Annotated in this window: 9 protein-coding genes and 1 tRNA gene; 1 reads left to right on the plus strand and 9 read right to left on the minus strand. The window is 40.0% G+C overall.

All coding sequences use genetic code 11. The features are described 5' to 3' along the window. Window positions 1-15 precede the first annotated feature (15 nt). Together EZ444_RS15220 and EZ444_RS15225 are read right to left on the minus strand one after the other, a co-directional pair. Window positions 16-957 (minus strand): ribose-phosphate pyrophosphokinase, encoded by a 942-nt coding sequence (locus EZ444_RS15220; RefSeq protein ID WP_090777496.1) that lies wholly within the window; start codon window positions 955-957, stop codon window positions 16-18. 72 nt (window positions 958-1,029) lie between these two features. Further along, window positions 1,030-1,100, minus strand: a tRNA-Gln gene (locus tag EZ444_RS15225). 543 nt (window positions 1,101-1,643) lie between these two features. Here EZ444_RS15225 and EZ444_RS15230 point away from each other — a divergent pair. Further along, on the plus strand, window positions 1,644-4,673 hold the full coding sequence (locus EZ444_RS15230) for a glycosyltransferase family 117 protein (protein ID WP_131610010.1): 3,030 nt from the start codon (window positions 1,644-1,646) through the stop codon (window positions 4,671-4,673). Window positions 4,674-4,887: 214 nt separating this feature from the next. Here the strand turns inward: EZ444_RS15230 and EZ444_RS15235 are convergent, their stop codons facing one another. The 7 genes from EZ444_RS15235 to EZ444_RS15265 all read right to left on the minus strand — a co-directional run bounded on the left by EZ444_RS15235 (window position 4,888) and on the right by EZ444_RS15265 (window position 15,873). Continuing rightward, window positions 4,888-5,853 (minus strand): acetyl-CoA carboxylase carboxyltransferase subunit alpha, encoded by a 966-nt coding sequence (locus EZ444_RS15235; protein WP_131610011.1) that lies wholly within the window; start codon window positions 5,851-5,853, stop codon window positions 4,888-4,890. 47 nt (window positions 5,854-5,900) lie between these two features. After that, complete coding sequence (locus EZ444_RS15240) at window positions 5,901-7,817, minus strand: alpha-amylase family glycosyl hydrolase (RefSeq protein ID WP_131610012.1); 1,917 nt, start codon at window positions 7,815-7,817, stop codon at window positions 5,901-5,903. Between the two features lie 18 nt (window positions 7,818-7,835). Continuing rightward, window positions 7,836-9,209 (minus strand): MFS transporter, encoded by a 1,374-nt coding sequence (locus tag EZ444_RS15245; protein ID WP_131610013.1) that lies wholly within the window; start codon window positions 9,207-9,209, stop codon window positions 7,836-7,838. A gap of 9 nt (window positions 9,210-9,218) precedes the next feature. Continuing rightward, window positions 9,219-10,967: an alpha-amylase family protein gene (locus EZ444_RS15250; RefSeq protein WP_131610014.1), complete on the minus strand. Its 1,749-nt coding sequence runs from the start codon at window positions 10,965-10,967 to the stop codon at window positions 9,219-9,221. Continuing rightward, window positions 10,964-13,279 (minus strand): glycoside hydrolase family 65 protein, encoded by a 2,316-nt coding sequence (locus EZ444_RS15255; protein WP_131610015.1) that lies wholly within the window; start codon window positions 13,277-13,279, stop codon window positions 10,964-10,966. The genes EZ444_RS15250 and EZ444_RS15255 overlap by 4 nt, the downstream gene beginning before the upstream one ends. A gap of 62 nt (window positions 13,280-13,341) precedes the next feature. Next, entirely contained in the window at window positions 13,342-14,007 is a 666-nt protein-coding gene (gene pgmB, locus EZ444_RS15260; RefSeq protein ID WP_131610016.1) for a beta-phosphoglucomutase, read from the minus strand. Next, window positions 14,008-15,873, minus strand: coding sequence for a glycoside hydrolase family 13 protein (locus EZ444_RS15265; RefSeq protein ID WP_131610017.1), 1,866 nt, complete (start codon window positions 15,871-15,873; stop codon window positions 14,008-14,010). Window positions 15,874-15,879 lie beyond the last annotated feature (6 nt).

A 15,879-nucleotide genomic window follows, 5' to 3' on the forward strand; every position in this document is an offset into this window, starting at 1 on the left:
TATTTGTTATAATTCTTAAACATTAAAAAGGTCACTAATAGACCCATGCTCGTTTACATTAGCAATTGCCTTTGCAAACAATGGAGCTGTAGTCAGTACCCTTATTTTTGCACTTTCCTGTTTTAAAGGAATGGTATCCGTAACAATCAGCTCAGTTAACATTGAGTTTTCAATGGTTTCATAAGCTTTTCCTGATAACACTGGATGTGTACAAACTGCTCTTACACTGTTAGCACCTTTTTCCATGATCAGAGCCGCTGCCTTTGCCAAAGTACCCGCCGTATCGCAAATATCATCAATCAAAACAACATCCTGTCCTACTACATCACCGATGATAGACATAGACTCAATTTCATTTGCACGCTTACGTCTCTTATCACAAATTACAACCTCTGCATTAAAGAACTTTGCAAAAGTACGTGCGCGATAAGAACCGCCCATATCTGGCGAAGCAATGATTAAGTTTTCCAGTCCCAAACTTTTAATATAAGGAACAAAGATGACAGAACCATCCAGGTGATCAACCGGAATATCAAAAAATCCCTGTATCTGTGCAGCATGAAGATCCATAGTCATGATCCTGTGAATACCTGCAGATTTTAATAGATTAGCCACCAATTTAGCACCTATTGCTACCCTTGGTTTATCTTTTCTATCTTGTCTTGCCAAACCATAATAAGGAACCACTGCAGTAATGTAATGTGCCGAAGCCCTTTTAGCAGCATCAACCATTAACAACAATTCCATTAAATTATCAGAAGGTTGGTAAGTAGATTGTATGATAAAAACATCACAACCACGTACAGTTTCATCGTAAGAAGGCTGAAACTCACCGTCGCTAAACTTGTTTAAAGTTACATCGCCTAGTGGTTTGCCGTATTGTTCGGCAATTCTTTTTGCTAATTCTTTTGTACCTGTTCCGGCAAAAAGTTTAACGGGGTTAAATTGCAATGGCATGATTGAAGGTATATCAATGCTGGTTAAAAAAAAATCGGATTGCGAACTAAACCACAATCCGAATATTATTAGTTGCCCGACCAGGATTCGAACCTAGACAAACGGTACCAAAAACCGTTGTACTACCTTTATACTATCGGGCAATCTTTCCGATTAAAAGCTTCTAATTAGAGTTGCTTTGAAAGGGAATGCAAATGTACGCAGATTTTTCTTTTTTGCAAGAGATGACCCAAAAAAAAATAAAATATTTTAAGTCATAAGTCGGAACACCAAAATAACCACTTAAAAATGAGCGATTTGTTTGCCATAAAAAAATAATTATTTTTTTTCCGTAGCTCACATTATCTACTCAATAACCAAAGAAGCTACAGATATAGCATGGTTGTTCACAAGAAGCATGTTTCTTCACACATTCTACACACCTCCTTCACACCAAACCCACAAACAGGTACCTTTTTGTGAAGGAAGTGTGTAGAATGTGTGTATGATGTGAGGAGAAGCCCTTAACCGACCTCCAGTTTCAGCAAACTTAGCCCCTATTCAAATTCCATGTGCCCAATGATGAAGCCAACAAATCACTAAAAAATGTTAAACTCCTTCAGACTTTGCGCTATTATCAATCTTATTCTTTATTTTCGGCTGCATTTTAATCGCCTCATATAACACATTAACTATTCAATAAAAAAATGAATTATTCAAAAATTAATAATCTTACTGGCTGGCTTTGCTTTCTTATTGCCACTGTAACTTATATTTTAACATTAGAACCGTCTGTAAGTTTTTGGGATTGTGGCGAGTTTATAGCTTCTGCTTTTAAAATGCAAGTTGTGCATCAACCAGGTGCTCCATTGTTTTTAATGATTCAAAGATTCTTCTCTCTTTTCGCTTTTGGCGATGTTGAGAAGGTTGCTTATTTTATGAATGTGGGCTCGGCCATTGCCAGTGGCGCCACCATATTATTCTTATTCTGGACCATCACAGCTTTAGCTAAGAAAGTACTGATTAAAGAAAACGAAGAAATCTCTAAGGGTAATTTGATATCCATTATGGGAGCTGGAGCAGTTGGTGCATTAGCCTATACTTTCTCAGATAGTTTCTGGTTCTCTGCAGTTGAATCTGAAGTATATGCTTTATCATCTTTATTTACAGCCATCGTTTTCTGGGGTATCTTAAAATGGGAAGCTGTAGCAGATGAGCCACGTGCCGACAGATGGTTGCTATTTATAGCTTACATTATGGGTTTATCAATAGGTATCCACTTATTGAACTTATTAACCATTCCAGCCATCGCTTTTGTTTACTACTTTAAAAAGACAGATAAGCCTACTACTGCAGGAATTATTAAAACAGGAGTCATAGGTATACTTATCCTTGCCGTTATACAGTATGGAATCATACAATACCTGGTTTCATTCGGTGCATATTTTGATTTATTCTTCGTCAACACATTAGGATTGGGTTTTGGAACAGGTGTACTATTCTTTGCCATATTAGTAATAGCTGGTTTAGTATGGGGAATCCGTTACTCTATCAATCACCAGAAAAAAGTTTTAAACTTAGCATTGCTATCAACCGTACTCATCATATTTGGTTATTGCTCGTTTGCCATGATCGTTATCCGTGCAAAAGCTAGCCCTAACCTAAACAACAGTGATCCTGAAAATGCCTTTTCATTCCTAAGCTATTTAAACAGGGAGCAATATGGCGACAGACCATTATTATTTGGTCCTAACTACAACTCACAAAAAGTTAACCTTACACAAGGTAAAACCTTATATAGAAAAGGTGATGACAAGTATGAAGTTGCCGGTAAAAAGACTGAGTACGAATACGACAGAACTACTCCTTTCCCAAGGATGTATAGCGACGAGCAACGCCACGTTTCTTATTATAAAGACATGATGGGTTTTGATGATGAGCGTTTCCCAAGCTTATTTGACAACATTGGTTTCCTTTTCAGATACCAGGTTGGCCAAATGTATATGCGCTACTTTATGTGGAACTTTGTAGGCCGTCAGAATGACGATCAGGGACAAGGAAGTTTATACGAAGGGCAATGGTTAAGTGGTGTTAAACCTATTGACGCCATGATGCTTGGTGATCAGAAGAACCTTCCACCATCTATCGTAGAAAGTAATGCTTACAACCGCTTCTTCTTCCTTCCACTAATATTGGGTTTACTGGGCGCGATATGGCACTTTAAAAGAAATCAAAAAGACGCAGGTATTGTTGCCTTGTTGTTTTTCTTCACCGGTCTGGCCATTGTGCTTTACCTGAATCAAAAGCCGCTTGAACCTCGTGAAAGAGATTACGCCTATACCGGGTCCTTCTATGCCTTTGCCATTTGGATAGGTCTAGGAGTCTTGGCCATCCGCGAGTGGTTGTTTAAAAAATTAACACCCGCAACCGGAGCAGTATTAGCGACTATCACGGGCTTATTTGCCGCACCGGTTATTATGGGTGCCCAAGGCTGGGATGATCACGATCGTTCGAGCAAAATGGTAGCTCACGACATTGCAGTCGATTACCTGCAATCCTGCGCACCTAACGCCATCCTATTTACTTATGGTGATAACGATACTTACCCATTATGGTACGCACAAGAGGTAGAAAACATCAGACCGGATATTAAACTGGTTAACTTAAGTTTGTTTGACACCGACTGGTATATCAATGGAACAAGAAAATTGCAAAACGAATCTGCACCTCTGCCTATAACCATGAAGCCTTCTCAATATGTACAAGGTGTTAGAGATGTAATGTATTACCAGGATTATAAAGTTGCTGGTGCTGTAGAGTTAAGTAATATTCTTGCTATCCTTTTATCAGATGATGCTGAAGATAAACTTCCACTACAAGATGGAACCAGAGAGAACTTTATCCCTACCAAGAATTTTAAACTTACAATAAATAAAGCCGACGTAATTAAAAATGGCGTTGTAAGCCCAGCTGATTCGAGTAAAATTGCTCCTGCATTGGAGTGGACATTTAATAAAAACTATGTAACTAAAGGCACATTGGCTTTCTTTGATATCCTGGTACACAACAACTGGAAAAGACCTATTTATTTTGCTAGCACAGTGCCTTCAGATCAATACAATGGCCTCGACAACTATTTATACAACGAAGGCTTAGCCTTGCGTCTGTTGCCATTAAAAGCGGACACATCGGAAAATAGAGCAGAGCTGATCAACACACCTGTTCTTTACAAAAACGTAATGGATAAGTTTGTATGGGGCAACATCAAGAATGCAAAGTACCTTGATCCTCAATCATCAGATGACATCTCGATCTTCACCAACGTATTCAACAATACCATCTCTGGCTTAATCAAAGAAGGTAAAACTGAAGATGCTAAGAAAGTTGTAAACCGCTATTTTGAAGTAATGCCCGAGCGTTTCTACGGAATGCGTTCTATGATGGGCACCTATTTCATGGCAGAAAACCTATACCTATTAGGCGATGCTAAAAGAGCAAATGCTTTAATTGAAAAGTCTGCAGCATACATTCAAAAGGAACTTACTTACCTGGCTGATGTTTCTGAGAGCAAACGTAAATTTGTTGGCGGACAGAATGTCCAATTGGGTCTATCGTTCCTAAATCAGATGTCTAAAACAGCAACACAGCACCAGCAAACAAAACTGAGCGAAAGCTTAAACCATCAATTTGAAGGGCTTGAAGCAAGGTTCTCGCCATACTTTGCCGCTGGGCAATAATGTAACCCAACTTTATTCAGTGCTTAATTATAAGCACTGAATAACTAAAGTAAAAATACTCAACAACAAAATAGGCCTGCAATTTGATTGCAGGCCTATTTGTTGTTGGCATCATGCTATAGTTCGGTAAAAACGAGTTTTCTGTGAACCGGCCTAGCGTTTGTTTGCCCTTCTTCTGGGCAAATTAATGCAGACGGAGAACAGAATGCGAGTTTTATCCTTCATTGACAACACCCATTGCACAGAATTTATCAATCCTTGTAGCAATCATCTTGTCTGTCTTTTCTTTTTTAAGCACTGCAAGATCCTTTATAATCTGATCTTTCACAGTCTGTGCCATTAACTCAGGGTTTTGATGTGCACCACCTAGCGGTTCTTTAATAATTCCATCAATAAGTTTATTTCTAAACATATCATCAGAAGTTAATTTTAAGCATTCTGCCGCACGCTCTTTGAAATCCCAGCTACGCCATAAAATAGACGAGCAAGATTCAGGAGAGATCACAGAATACCAGGTGTGCTCCAACATATATACTTTATCACCTATACCAATTCCTAATGCACCACCAGATGCACCTTCGCCCACTACAAAGCAAAGAATAGGAACTCTTAGAACAGACATTTCAAGCAAATTACGTGCAATAGCTTCCCCTTGTCCGCGTTCTTCAGCCTCTAAGCCAGGGTAAGCACCCATGGTATCGATGAAAGAAATCACAGGTTTATTGAATTTCTCTGCTAAACGCATTAAGCGAAGCGCTTTTCTATAACCTTCAGGATTGGCCATACCAAAATTGCGGTATTGTCTTTCTTTAGTGTTCTTGCCTTTTTGATGACCAATGATCATTACAGTCTCGCCATTAATTGTTGCAAAACCACCTATAATCGCTTTATCATCTTTAACTGTTCTGTCGCCATGCATCTCGATGAAATCATCGCAAATCATGCTGATATAATCCAAAGTTTGTGGTCGCTCAGCGTGACGAGACATTTGAACTTTTTGCCAACCTGTAAGGTTGCTATATAATGATTGCTGGGTTTTCTCCAACTTTTGTTCAAGCTCAGTTAAGGTAGCAGACATATCTACTTTGGTTTTATCGGCAACTTGTTTAACCTTCTCAATTTGCTGGGCTAGCTCAGCAATAGGCTTTTCAAAATCAAATGATGTTTTTATCTGTTCCATAATCGGGCTGTAAAAATAGACATTTTATTTTAAAAACGTTATTTATTTCAACCGGCGTTCAGCGCTGTTCTACTGTAGATGTGGTACTCACCCGGTGCCAACGTTTTGTTGTACGTATTCCCTGTTAAGGTCATTGTTGTCCCGGTTACGGCATCATACCATATGCCCGAAGCACCAAAGTCTACATTAGCATCTTTGCTACTCACATCGAAATTTCCCACAACTACAACTGTATTGTTGGACTCTATTAGCTTAATATACTTAACTCCGGCCGACAAATTATAAGTTGCATCGGCTGAACTGAAAATACCGTTCTTCTTTTTCAGGTTGATGAATTTTGCATAAGCATTATACAATGCTTTGCGTTCCGTTTGCTGAAAATACTCCCAATGGATAGGTTTATTGCCCGTTCTGCCATTATAGTTTATACTAATGTCATAGCCTAATTCTTCAAACTGCCAGATCATTTTGGGCCCTGGTATTGCAAAGAGAAATGCTGCGGCCATTTCTTCCCTTTTCAGTGCAACAGCAAAGTTTTTCACATCATAACTTCCAGACGCATTGCCAAAAGCTAGATTTTTAAACATGGTGCGTTCCTCATCGTGGCTTTCAATAAAGTTCAGCAGATTTTCTGACTTCCCAAAACCGTGTTTTGCAAAAAATGCCCAAGAGAAATCAGAATTGGCTAGCCAGCCCATCATACCTTCATTCATATTTACGTTTAAACCGTTCCAAAGCATCATACCATCATCAGCCAAAACCTTTTCTTCCGTTGCATCGGAAAAATGCTCTAGTATCACATAAAAGTTATTGGCATCAATACTTTTTATGTAATTGTTATAGTCTTTCCATATCGCTACCCTACTCGCATCATAAGCACTAAATGAGGCATCGTCAGATGATAATTTTTGAGTAAAGCCCTTCGATAAGTCAAAACGGAACCCGTCGATTTTATATTGTTGCATCCAAAACTTCATCACATTTTTCGCAAAGGTTTTTGTGGCCGCGCTTTCATGGTTAAAATCATAACCTACATTATAAGGATGAGTGTTGGAATTTGTGTTAAACCATGGACTGATAGCGAATGGCTTACCCGAAGGCTTGTCAAAATAAAGTTGCACCATGGGCGACTGTCCAAAAGAATGGTTTAGCACCATGTCCAGAATAACTGCTACTCCCCGACCATGACATTCGTCTATAAAACCTTGAAGGGCTGTTTTTGTACCATAATATTTATCCGGAGCAAAATAGAATGAAGGATTATAACCCCAGCTCAAATTCCCTTCAAACTCATTCACAGGCATCAACTCAATTGCATTTATACCCAATCCGACCAAATAATCTAGCTTTTGCAGTGTCGAAGCATAATTATGCTCTGCTGTAAAATCCCTGATCAACAACTCATAAATCACAAGGTTATTTTTCGTTGGTCTGGTAAAACCTGCCGAGTTTTTCCAGGTATATACTGGTTGATTGGCCTGCATTACACTTACAATACCTGTAGTTTTACCAACAGGGTAAGCCTTTAAACCCGAATAAGTGTTGTTATCAATATGAATATCATCAATCGGATCCAGAATCTTTTCGCAATATGGATCGGCAATTTTTAAATCATCATCCACCAAAAACTGGTAAGCATACTCAGTATTAGGATTCAGATTATCTAACTGCAGCCACCAGATATTTCCATCCGGGGTATTTTTCATAGCCGCGCCTTTCCAATCATTAAATTCACCAATTAAAGCCACCGATTTTTTAAATGGCGCATATAGGGTTACAATAGCCGACGTACCATTGTTGATAAATACAACACCATCCTTTGCCGCAGTGGGCAAACCGGGATCAGCCGGATTAACAGGTATTACTGGTATAACCGGGACTACTGGCTCGGGGCTAACCTTTCCTTTTTTGCATGCAGTGGCCAATACCGATAAAATCAGTAACAGGAAATAAATCCTTTTCATAAGCTTATGGTTTAAGTTTTATTGATCTCGTCCTTCTATAGCAAGTTTATCCGCTAAAACCTGATCGGTTTTTCGGGGTTCTCTGATAAAAACATAACAAATAACAGCGGCAATTACCATTAATCCGCCGCCCAACTGCACAGCCAAAAGCCTGTCATTATACAGCACCTCCCGCATTAACCAACCAAAACCCAATGAGGCAATGATCTCTGGCAGTACAATAAAGAAATTAAAGATCCCCATGTAGATTCCTATTTTATCCTTTGGTAATGATCCGCTGAGCATAGCATACGGCATAGATAAAATACTAGCCCAAGCTATGCCTACCCCTGTCATACATAAATAAAGCATGTTTTTATCATGTACCCAGGCAACACTGATTAAGCCCATTGCCCCACACAGCAGGCATAATGCATGTGTGGTTTTACGCCCCAGTTTATCTGCTATTTTGGGCAAAACCAAAGCAAATAAAAAGGTAATCACACTATAATAAGCCAATGTTAAACTGCCAAAATCAGCACCGTGGGCATACACCGGGTCACTGGCATCTTTACCGCCAAATACATTTACAGCAACAGCAGTAGTATAATAAAACCACATTAAAAACAAACCTGGCCATGTAAAAAACTGCACTAGCGATACAATTTGCATCCTTTTAGGCATATTCAATAAAGAATGCCAAATCTCTTTTGCACCTCCACCAAAGCCCTTATTACTTTCTAAAACCTTTTCCTTAAAATCTACATCGGCGGGTGGATATTCTTTAGTGGTAAAAACGGTATAAAGGACGGCTGCCAGAAAGAAGAAAGCACCAATATAAAAAGAGAACTTTACATTTTCGGGGATACTCCCTTGTGCTGCTGTATTGCTTAAATGAAAAACATTGTTCATTAGCCAGGGCAAGGCCGATGCAATACTTCCCCCTAACCCAATCATCATACTCTGCATAATAAAGCCCCTGTTCACCTGCGAATCGGGTAGTTTATCGGTAACAAAGGCCCGAAAAGGCTCCATAGCTACATTCCCTGCAACATCTAAAATCCAGAGTAATCCCGCAGCCATCCATAAGGCACTGCTATGCGGCATAAAAATTAGTGCAATAGAACTAATGATGGCACCCACCATAAAATATGGCCTTCTTCTGCCCCATTTGGGATGCCAGGTTCTATCGCTTAAATAGCCAATTATAGGCTGAACAAGCAACCCCGTTAAGGGCGCCGCCAAAAACAACAATGGAACCTGATCTGGATTAGCACCCAGGTTTTCATAAATACGTCCCATGTTGGCGCGTTGTAAGTCCCATCCAAATTGAATACCGAAAAATCCGACACTCATATTAATGATCTGAACTAAACTTAGCTTCGGGTTTTCGGTTAATGTTTTTAAGCTCATTTATTTGTTTTAAAATTCTATAATCTGTGCCGAAACAGGTGCTATTTTTACTTGGATACTTGGGCCAGCAGGGATATTCAACTTCTGATTGGTCAACAATTCTGTAACTGGTGCCCAGGATTTAACCTTAAGAATCTCCTCCGGAATCTCTATACGCCCTTCCAAAGTTTGGTTACGGTCGAAGTTTACCATAATCAGCAACCTTTGGTTACCATTATAGCGGATATAACCGTACATCCTGTTATTCATATTTCCTGAAACAGGAACTTCATAAATCTGGCCGTTCCTGATCGCATCAGAAGTTGCGGCAATACCCATTAGTTTCTTGTAGTACTCACGTAAAGCAACCTGCTCTTTACTCAACAAGCCGCCGTTAAAAGCACCGTGATTCATCCATTTCTGATGCTCGGGCACACCCCAATAATCAAATATTGTTGTCCGGTTGTCATCACTACCAAAACCTTCTACACCTTTACCGGGCTCAGCTACCTCCTGTCCAAAATACAACATCACCGGTCCACCAGATAAAGTAGCCGATACCACCATGGCCGGAAGTGCATAAAAAGCGTTACCGGCAAAGCCAGCAGAGGCAATTCGCTCCTCATCATGATTTTCCAGAAAGCGCAACATCCTGTCGCGAAAACCAGCCGTTTCTACTTGCCAAACCTTACTAATATCTTTCACATCTGCATTTTGCTCATTTCTGATCAGCCTTTTTAAACCATCATATAAACCAACCTTATCATACAGATAATCAAAATGTCCCTTATTTAAATATGTTGCGTATACGGCCGAATTGTAAGCCTCACCTATAAATATAAGCGCTGGATATTTAGCCTTTACTTCAGGAATTACCCATTCCCAAAACTCAACGGGGACCATTTCTGCCATATCACAACGGAAACCATCTACGCCCTTTGCGGCCCAGTATAATAAAATATCACGCATTTTTAACCACACCGGAGGCATCGGATCAAAATACTTTTTTTCTCCATTTACATAATCTACCCCATAATTTAATTTTATGGTTTCATACCAGTCGTTTTCAGACGGAGCTTTAGAAAACACGTTGTTTCCAGTAGCCTTAGCAGGCATTTCGGCAAACTTGAAGTCTTTTAAAGTATATAAAGAATCGTTTTTATCTATATGTCCAGGAACGATAAACTGTTCATCAGGAATATAATAATAGTCGTTAGTAGCACTAAACCGCTGTGTAACATCGTCGCTGGCGCCAAAATCCACTACCCCTTTAGGTTTAGCTAAAGAATGGTAATTTCGGGCAACATGATTGGGTACAAAATCAATGATCACCTTCATTCCTTTTTCATGCGTACGAGCAACTAGTGCCTCGAACTCTGCCATGCGGTGCTTAACATCCACTGCCAGATCGGGGTCTACATCATAGTAATCTCTGATGGCATAAGGCGAGCCCGCCCTACCTTTTACCACATCAGCATCACCAGCAAGAATACCAAAAGCGCTATAGTCCGTCATGCTGGCATGAGCAATCACCCCAGTATACCAAACATGAGTTACCCCAAGCTCTTTAATTCCATCCAGCGCTTTTGAATTGATATCGTTAAACTTACCGCTACCATTTAATTGAATGGTGCCATAAGGGATTTGTGTTTCTTGTTTATTGCCAAACAACCGCGGCAATAATTGATAAATAATCGGTTTACTTTGGGCCTGACTTATAGTTTGGCCACCAATAATAGTCAATACAATCAAAGGGATGTTTTTTAATAGCGTCATCATACCAGTTGCTCGTGATAAGTAATTGCCTTTTCACCTGGTAAGACAGTATGAAGCCGATTAAATATACTTATTTCCAATGTCTGCACAGAATTATTTATAATCCAAATCTGCTTAGAACTGATTTTTACTTTTAATTGAACACCTCTAAAGCCGATACTAAAAGAAAAAGAGTCCCATGCTTTAGGTAAAAAAGGATTAAAACACAGCTGTCCATTGCACACCCGCATCCCTGCAAAACCTTCAACAATACTCATCCAGGTACCTGCCATCGAAGTAATGTGCAATCCATCTTCGGTATCGTTGTTATAATCATCTAAATCCAAACGGGCTGTACGAAGATAAAATTCATATGCCTTCTCTTCATCGCTTAGCTTTGCCGCCAAAATACTATGTACGCAGGGAGATAAAGAACTCTCATGCACGGTCCTACTTTCGTAAAAACTAAAGTTCTTCCGCAATGTCTCCAGATCATATTCATCTTCAAAAAAGTACATGCCTTGCAATACATCTGCCTGCTTAATAAAGCCAGAGCGCAAGATCCTATCCCAACTCCACTTCTGGTTCAACGGTCGCTCCTCAGCAGGCAAATCTTTCACTAGTATCTGTTCCTTATCCATAAAACCATCTTGCTGAAGAAATACACCTTCTTTTTCATGGTAAGGATAATACATTTGATCAGCAACAGTCTTCCAGTCGCCAAACTCCTTTGCTTCTACCAGTTTCGTTTTTTTCTGTATGGTTTTATACTTTTCCGGATCCAGACGCTTTACCATATCGGCAGCTTCAATGGTATATTTTAAACACCATGCAGCTAGCTTATTCGTATACCAGTTGTTATTGATGTTGTTTTCGTATTCATTGGGACCGGTTACCCCCAACATTACATATTTCTGCTTATCCTCACTCCAGTTTACGCGTTGCTTCCAGAAGCGGGCAATTCCGATTAATACCTCCAAACCATATTGAGCCAGATAATTTTCGTCCCCTGTATATCTGATATAATTGAATATCGCAAAAGCTATCGCTCCGTTTCTATGAATCTCCTCAAAAGTAATTTCCCATTCGTTATGGCATTCCTCACCATTCATCGTTACCATTGGATACAATGCAGCCCCATTTTTAAAGCCTAGCTTTTCAGCATTCTCAATTGCCTTATCCAAATGTTTGTAACGATAAACCAATAAGTTCTTTGCCACCTCCTCGGGGGCCGTAGATAAATAAAAAGGAATACAATAAGCCTCAGTGTCCCAATAGGTAGAACCTCCATATTTCTCTCCTGTAAAGCCTTTTGGTCCAATATTTAAACGAGCATCCTTACCTGTATAAGTTTGGTTAAGCTGAAATATATTGAATCTAATGGCCTGTTGAGCCGCAATATCCCCTTCAACGATGATATCGCTTTCTTCCCATTTTGCAGCCCATGCCGCAGCATGATCTTTCAACAACTCATCAAAGCCCTTTGTACTTGCTGTTTCTATTTTAACCTTAGCAAGCCTCAACAAATCACTTTTATCGTAATTGAGAGAAGACAGGTTGGTTACTATTTTATAAATATGAATAGTTTCACCTTGCTTAACCGGTATTACGGTTGTCCGTGCAAGATATTTATCGCCTAATACAGCTTGCGAGCTTTGCGCTACGCCATTAAAAAGTACGGTTGTACGACTTGCTGTGCAAACATCAAACTCAGTCTTTTTAGTCTGCAAAGTGAGGTAATCAGTGTCATTTTCCTGATGCTGCGCTACTTCATTCCAAAATTTCTCATCATAGTTCGCATCCTGGTTCTTTATATCACCATCAATAAAAGAGGTAACGGTGATTATACCTTCAAAGTTAAGCGCGCTTATGCTGTAATGTAAAGCTGCCAACTCATCATCGGCGATGCTACAAAAACGAATAGCATCAACTTTAACTACCTTTCCACTGCTAAGCCTCGCCGTAAAAGTCCGGCTTAGTGTCCCTTCTTTCATGTTCAATACCCGTTTAAATTCGAGCACCTCACATTTAAACAGGTCTAACTTTTCACCGTCAATATCGATGTCGATTCCTATCCAATTTGTCGCATTCAATACTTTAGCAAAGTACTCGGGATAGCCATTCTTCCACCAACCCACACGCGTTTTATCGGGATAATAAACACCTGCTACATAATTTCCCTGTAAAGTTTCTCCGGTATATGCCTCTTCAAAATTAGCACGCTGACCTATACGACCATTGCCAATACTGAACAGACTTTCCGATATTTTATTTAAGTGAGGATCAAAACCTTCCTCAATAATATTCCACTCGTCTGCTTTTATGTAATTCTTCATCTTTATACTGCTCTAGCATTGCACCGCTAAAGCGGCTACATACATTATCCTTTTTCTATTCCTTATTTTTTCAAAGCCGAGATTTCGGCAATTGTAATTTCCGAGAGGTCATTAATAACCAGCTGTGCACCTTGCAAATTTTCGGCATTACCAATTCCTACAATGGCCATTCCGGCGGCAATAGCAGCCTGCACCCCAGCCTGAGCATCTTCAAAAACTACACAGTCTTTGTTCAAGGCACCCAACAATTCCGCAGCTTTCACAAACACTTCTGGATCTGGCTTAGAGGCGCTTACTGTATTCCCATCTACAATAGCATCAAAAAAATGAGCCAGGTTAGTGCGTTCCAAAATCAACCCAGAGTTTTTACTGGCCGATCCCAACGCTATTTTAATCCCCTGGTCTTTTAAATCCTGCAATAGCTTTAAGGAGCCAGGTAATACTTCAGCCTCCGTCATTTTACTGATCATGGCTACATACCATGAATTTTTTAGTGTAGCCAAGGCTTCCTTTTCTGCTTCAGACTTTTCTACCCCGCCCCATTTAAGAATCTTATCGAGCGAATGCATCCGGCTTATACCTTTCAATTGCTCATTTTGAGCATGGGCAAAATCAAAGCCTAAGGAGTTTGCCAGTTGCTTCCAAGCCTGATAATGGTATACGGCGGTATCAACCAGAACCCCATCCAGATCAAATATGCAAGCAATATGTTGTGTTGTATTCTTCATTTAATTTAATTCAAGTACCAGCGTTGTTTTGGCCGGTACAGCGATCGTTTTTAACGTATTTAATTTTTCGCCAGTGATGACATTAGTTGCTGATGATGCATTTGCCATGCGTTCTGCAAACCTTGCAGTCTCTAAGCTTTTGGCGGCATCATCGACATTAACAATTATCATTACCGTTTTAGCACCATTAGCGCTCGTGCTACCCCCAGCTTGATACCTGAAATAAGTGTACAGGCCATTTTCTGGCACAAATTGCATCAGCTTACCGGTTTGTAGGGCTGTATTATTTTTACGGTAATTCGCCAATGTTTTAACAAAGTTGAAGGCGTCATTTTCCTGTGCCGTTCGACCGGCAGCAGTAAACTTATCCGATTGATCTCCTACCCATCCTCCCGGAAAATCGGAGCGTACCAAACCATCAGGATTAGAGTAGTTCTTCATCAGGATCTCCGTACCGTAGTACAATTGTGGGATGCCCCTCATGGTCAACAGCAAAGCCATACCTGACTTAAACTTATTCAGATCCTCATTTACCATGGAATAAAACCTACTCATGTCGTGATTATCTAAAAACACTACATTTCGATCTGCATCTTGATAAAGGAAATCCTGTGCAACAGTTGAATACAATCTAAATACACCATCCGTCCAACCCGATTTTCCATTCAAAGCTTCATAAATGGCATTCTTGATAACCGCATCGGTAATACCAGGCAACTCCGTATCAAAACCACGGTTTACGGTATTTCCACCGGTAAAAAAGGCTTGCGCCGCAGCGGTATGTACCAGTGTTTCGCCAAAAATGGAAAGTGTTGGAAACTCGGCTTTAATCTTCTGCGCCCAGTCTTTCATATAGTCAGGATCATTGTAAGGATAAGTATCTAATCTCAATCCGTCAATCCCGGCATATTCTACCCACCAAATGTGATTTTGGGTAAGGTAATTCTGTACATACGGATTTCTTTGATTAAAATCGGGCATACTAGGTACAAACCAGCCGTCAAGCATTTTCTTTTTATCGGCTTCGGAAGTATGTGGATCCATTACCGGCTCATCACGATAGCTAGTTTGTGTGTAAGCAGGCCATTGATTTACCCAATCTTTCATAGGCATATCCGTATAGAGCCAATGCCCTGTACCCATGTGATTGTGCACAATATCCTTTACAATTTTTAACCCCTTCTCATGGGCTTTATCTACATAGGTTTTATAAAGTGCTAGTGTACCATAACGCGGATCAATCTTATAATGATCCGTTGCGGCATAGCCATGATAAGAAACCAATGGCATATCATTTTCAATTTCCGGAGTCATCCATATTGCGGTTACACCCAAATCCTTCAAATAATCAAGCTTATTGATCAACCCCAGAATATCCCCTCCATGACGATAGTACATCGAATCTCGGTTCAATTTCGTTTCCCGCATTCCCTTTACCACATCATTTTTGACATCTCCATTTGCAAAGCGATCCGGCATCAGCAGGTAAATCAAATCCTTGTTGCTTACCCCTTGTATTCGGGAAGGCCCAGTTTCTCTGTTTTTAAGCTCATAGATATATTGCAGCTTCTTTTTCTGCTTATTTGCAAATACAATCGGGAATTTGCCAGCCTTCACATCCGTAGCGATTTCAAGATCAATAAAAAGGTAATTGGGGTTCTCCACCTTATTTACCTTTACCAACTTAACACCTGGGTAGTCCAACCGCACATCCATTGTAGAAATGTCAATCCCGTGCACCAGCAGTTTTAGTTTAGGGTTGTTCATCCCAGCCCACCAAAACATGGGTTCTATACGCTCCAACTGCTGTGCTTGTGACCAGGAAGCCAAAAGACTAAAAAACAATGCAATAAATAATTTTCTCATTTTGGC

The sequence above is a fragment of the Pedobacter hiemivivus genome, from assembly GCF_004331685.1.
Taxonomy (GTDB): domain Bacteria; phylum Bacteroidota; class Bacteroidia; order Sphingobacteriales; family Sphingobacteriaceae; genus Pedobacter; species Pedobacter hiemivivus.

What these genes read in the sequence shown, in the direction of transcription:
- EZ444_RS15265 (WP_131610017.1), bottom strand. Translation starts at nt 15,873, where the DNA reads ATGAGAAAATTATTTATTGCATTGTTTTTTAGTCTTTTGGCTTCCTGG.
- EZ444_RS15250 (WP_131610014.1), bottom strand. Translation starts at nt 10,967, where the DNA reads ATGATGACGCTATTAAAAAACATCCCTTTGATTGTATTGACTATTATT.
- EZ444_RS15220 (WP_090777496.1), bottom strand. Translation starts at nt 957, where the DNA reads ATGCCATTGCAATTTAACCCCGTTAAACTTTTTGCCGGAACAGGTACA.
- EZ444_RS15245 (WP_131610013.1), bottom strand. Translation starts at nt 9,209, where the DNA reads ATGAGCTTAAAAACATTAACCGAAAACCCGAAGCTAAGTTTAGTTCAG.
- EZ444_RS15230 (WP_131610010.1), top strand. Translation starts at nt 1,644, where the DNA reads ATGAATTATTCAAAAATTAATAATCTTACTGGCTGGCTTTGCTTTCTT.
- EZ444_RS15235 (WP_131610011.1), bottom strand. Translation starts at nt 5,853, where the DNA reads ATGGAACAGATAAAAACATCATTTGATTTTGAAAAGCCTATTGCTGAG.
- EZ444_RS15240 (WP_131610012.1), bottom strand. Translation starts at nt 7,817, where the DNA reads ATGAAAAGGATTTATTTCCTGTTACTGATTTTATCGGTATTGGCCACT.
- pgmB (WP_131610016.1), bottom strand. Translation starts at nt 14,007, where the DNA reads ATGAAGAATACAACACAACATATTGCTTGCATATTTGATCTGGATGGG.
- EZ444_RS15255 (WP_131610015.1), bottom strand. Translation starts at nt 13,279, where the DNA reads ATGAAGAATTACATAAAAGCAGACGAGTGGAATATTATTGAGGAAGGT.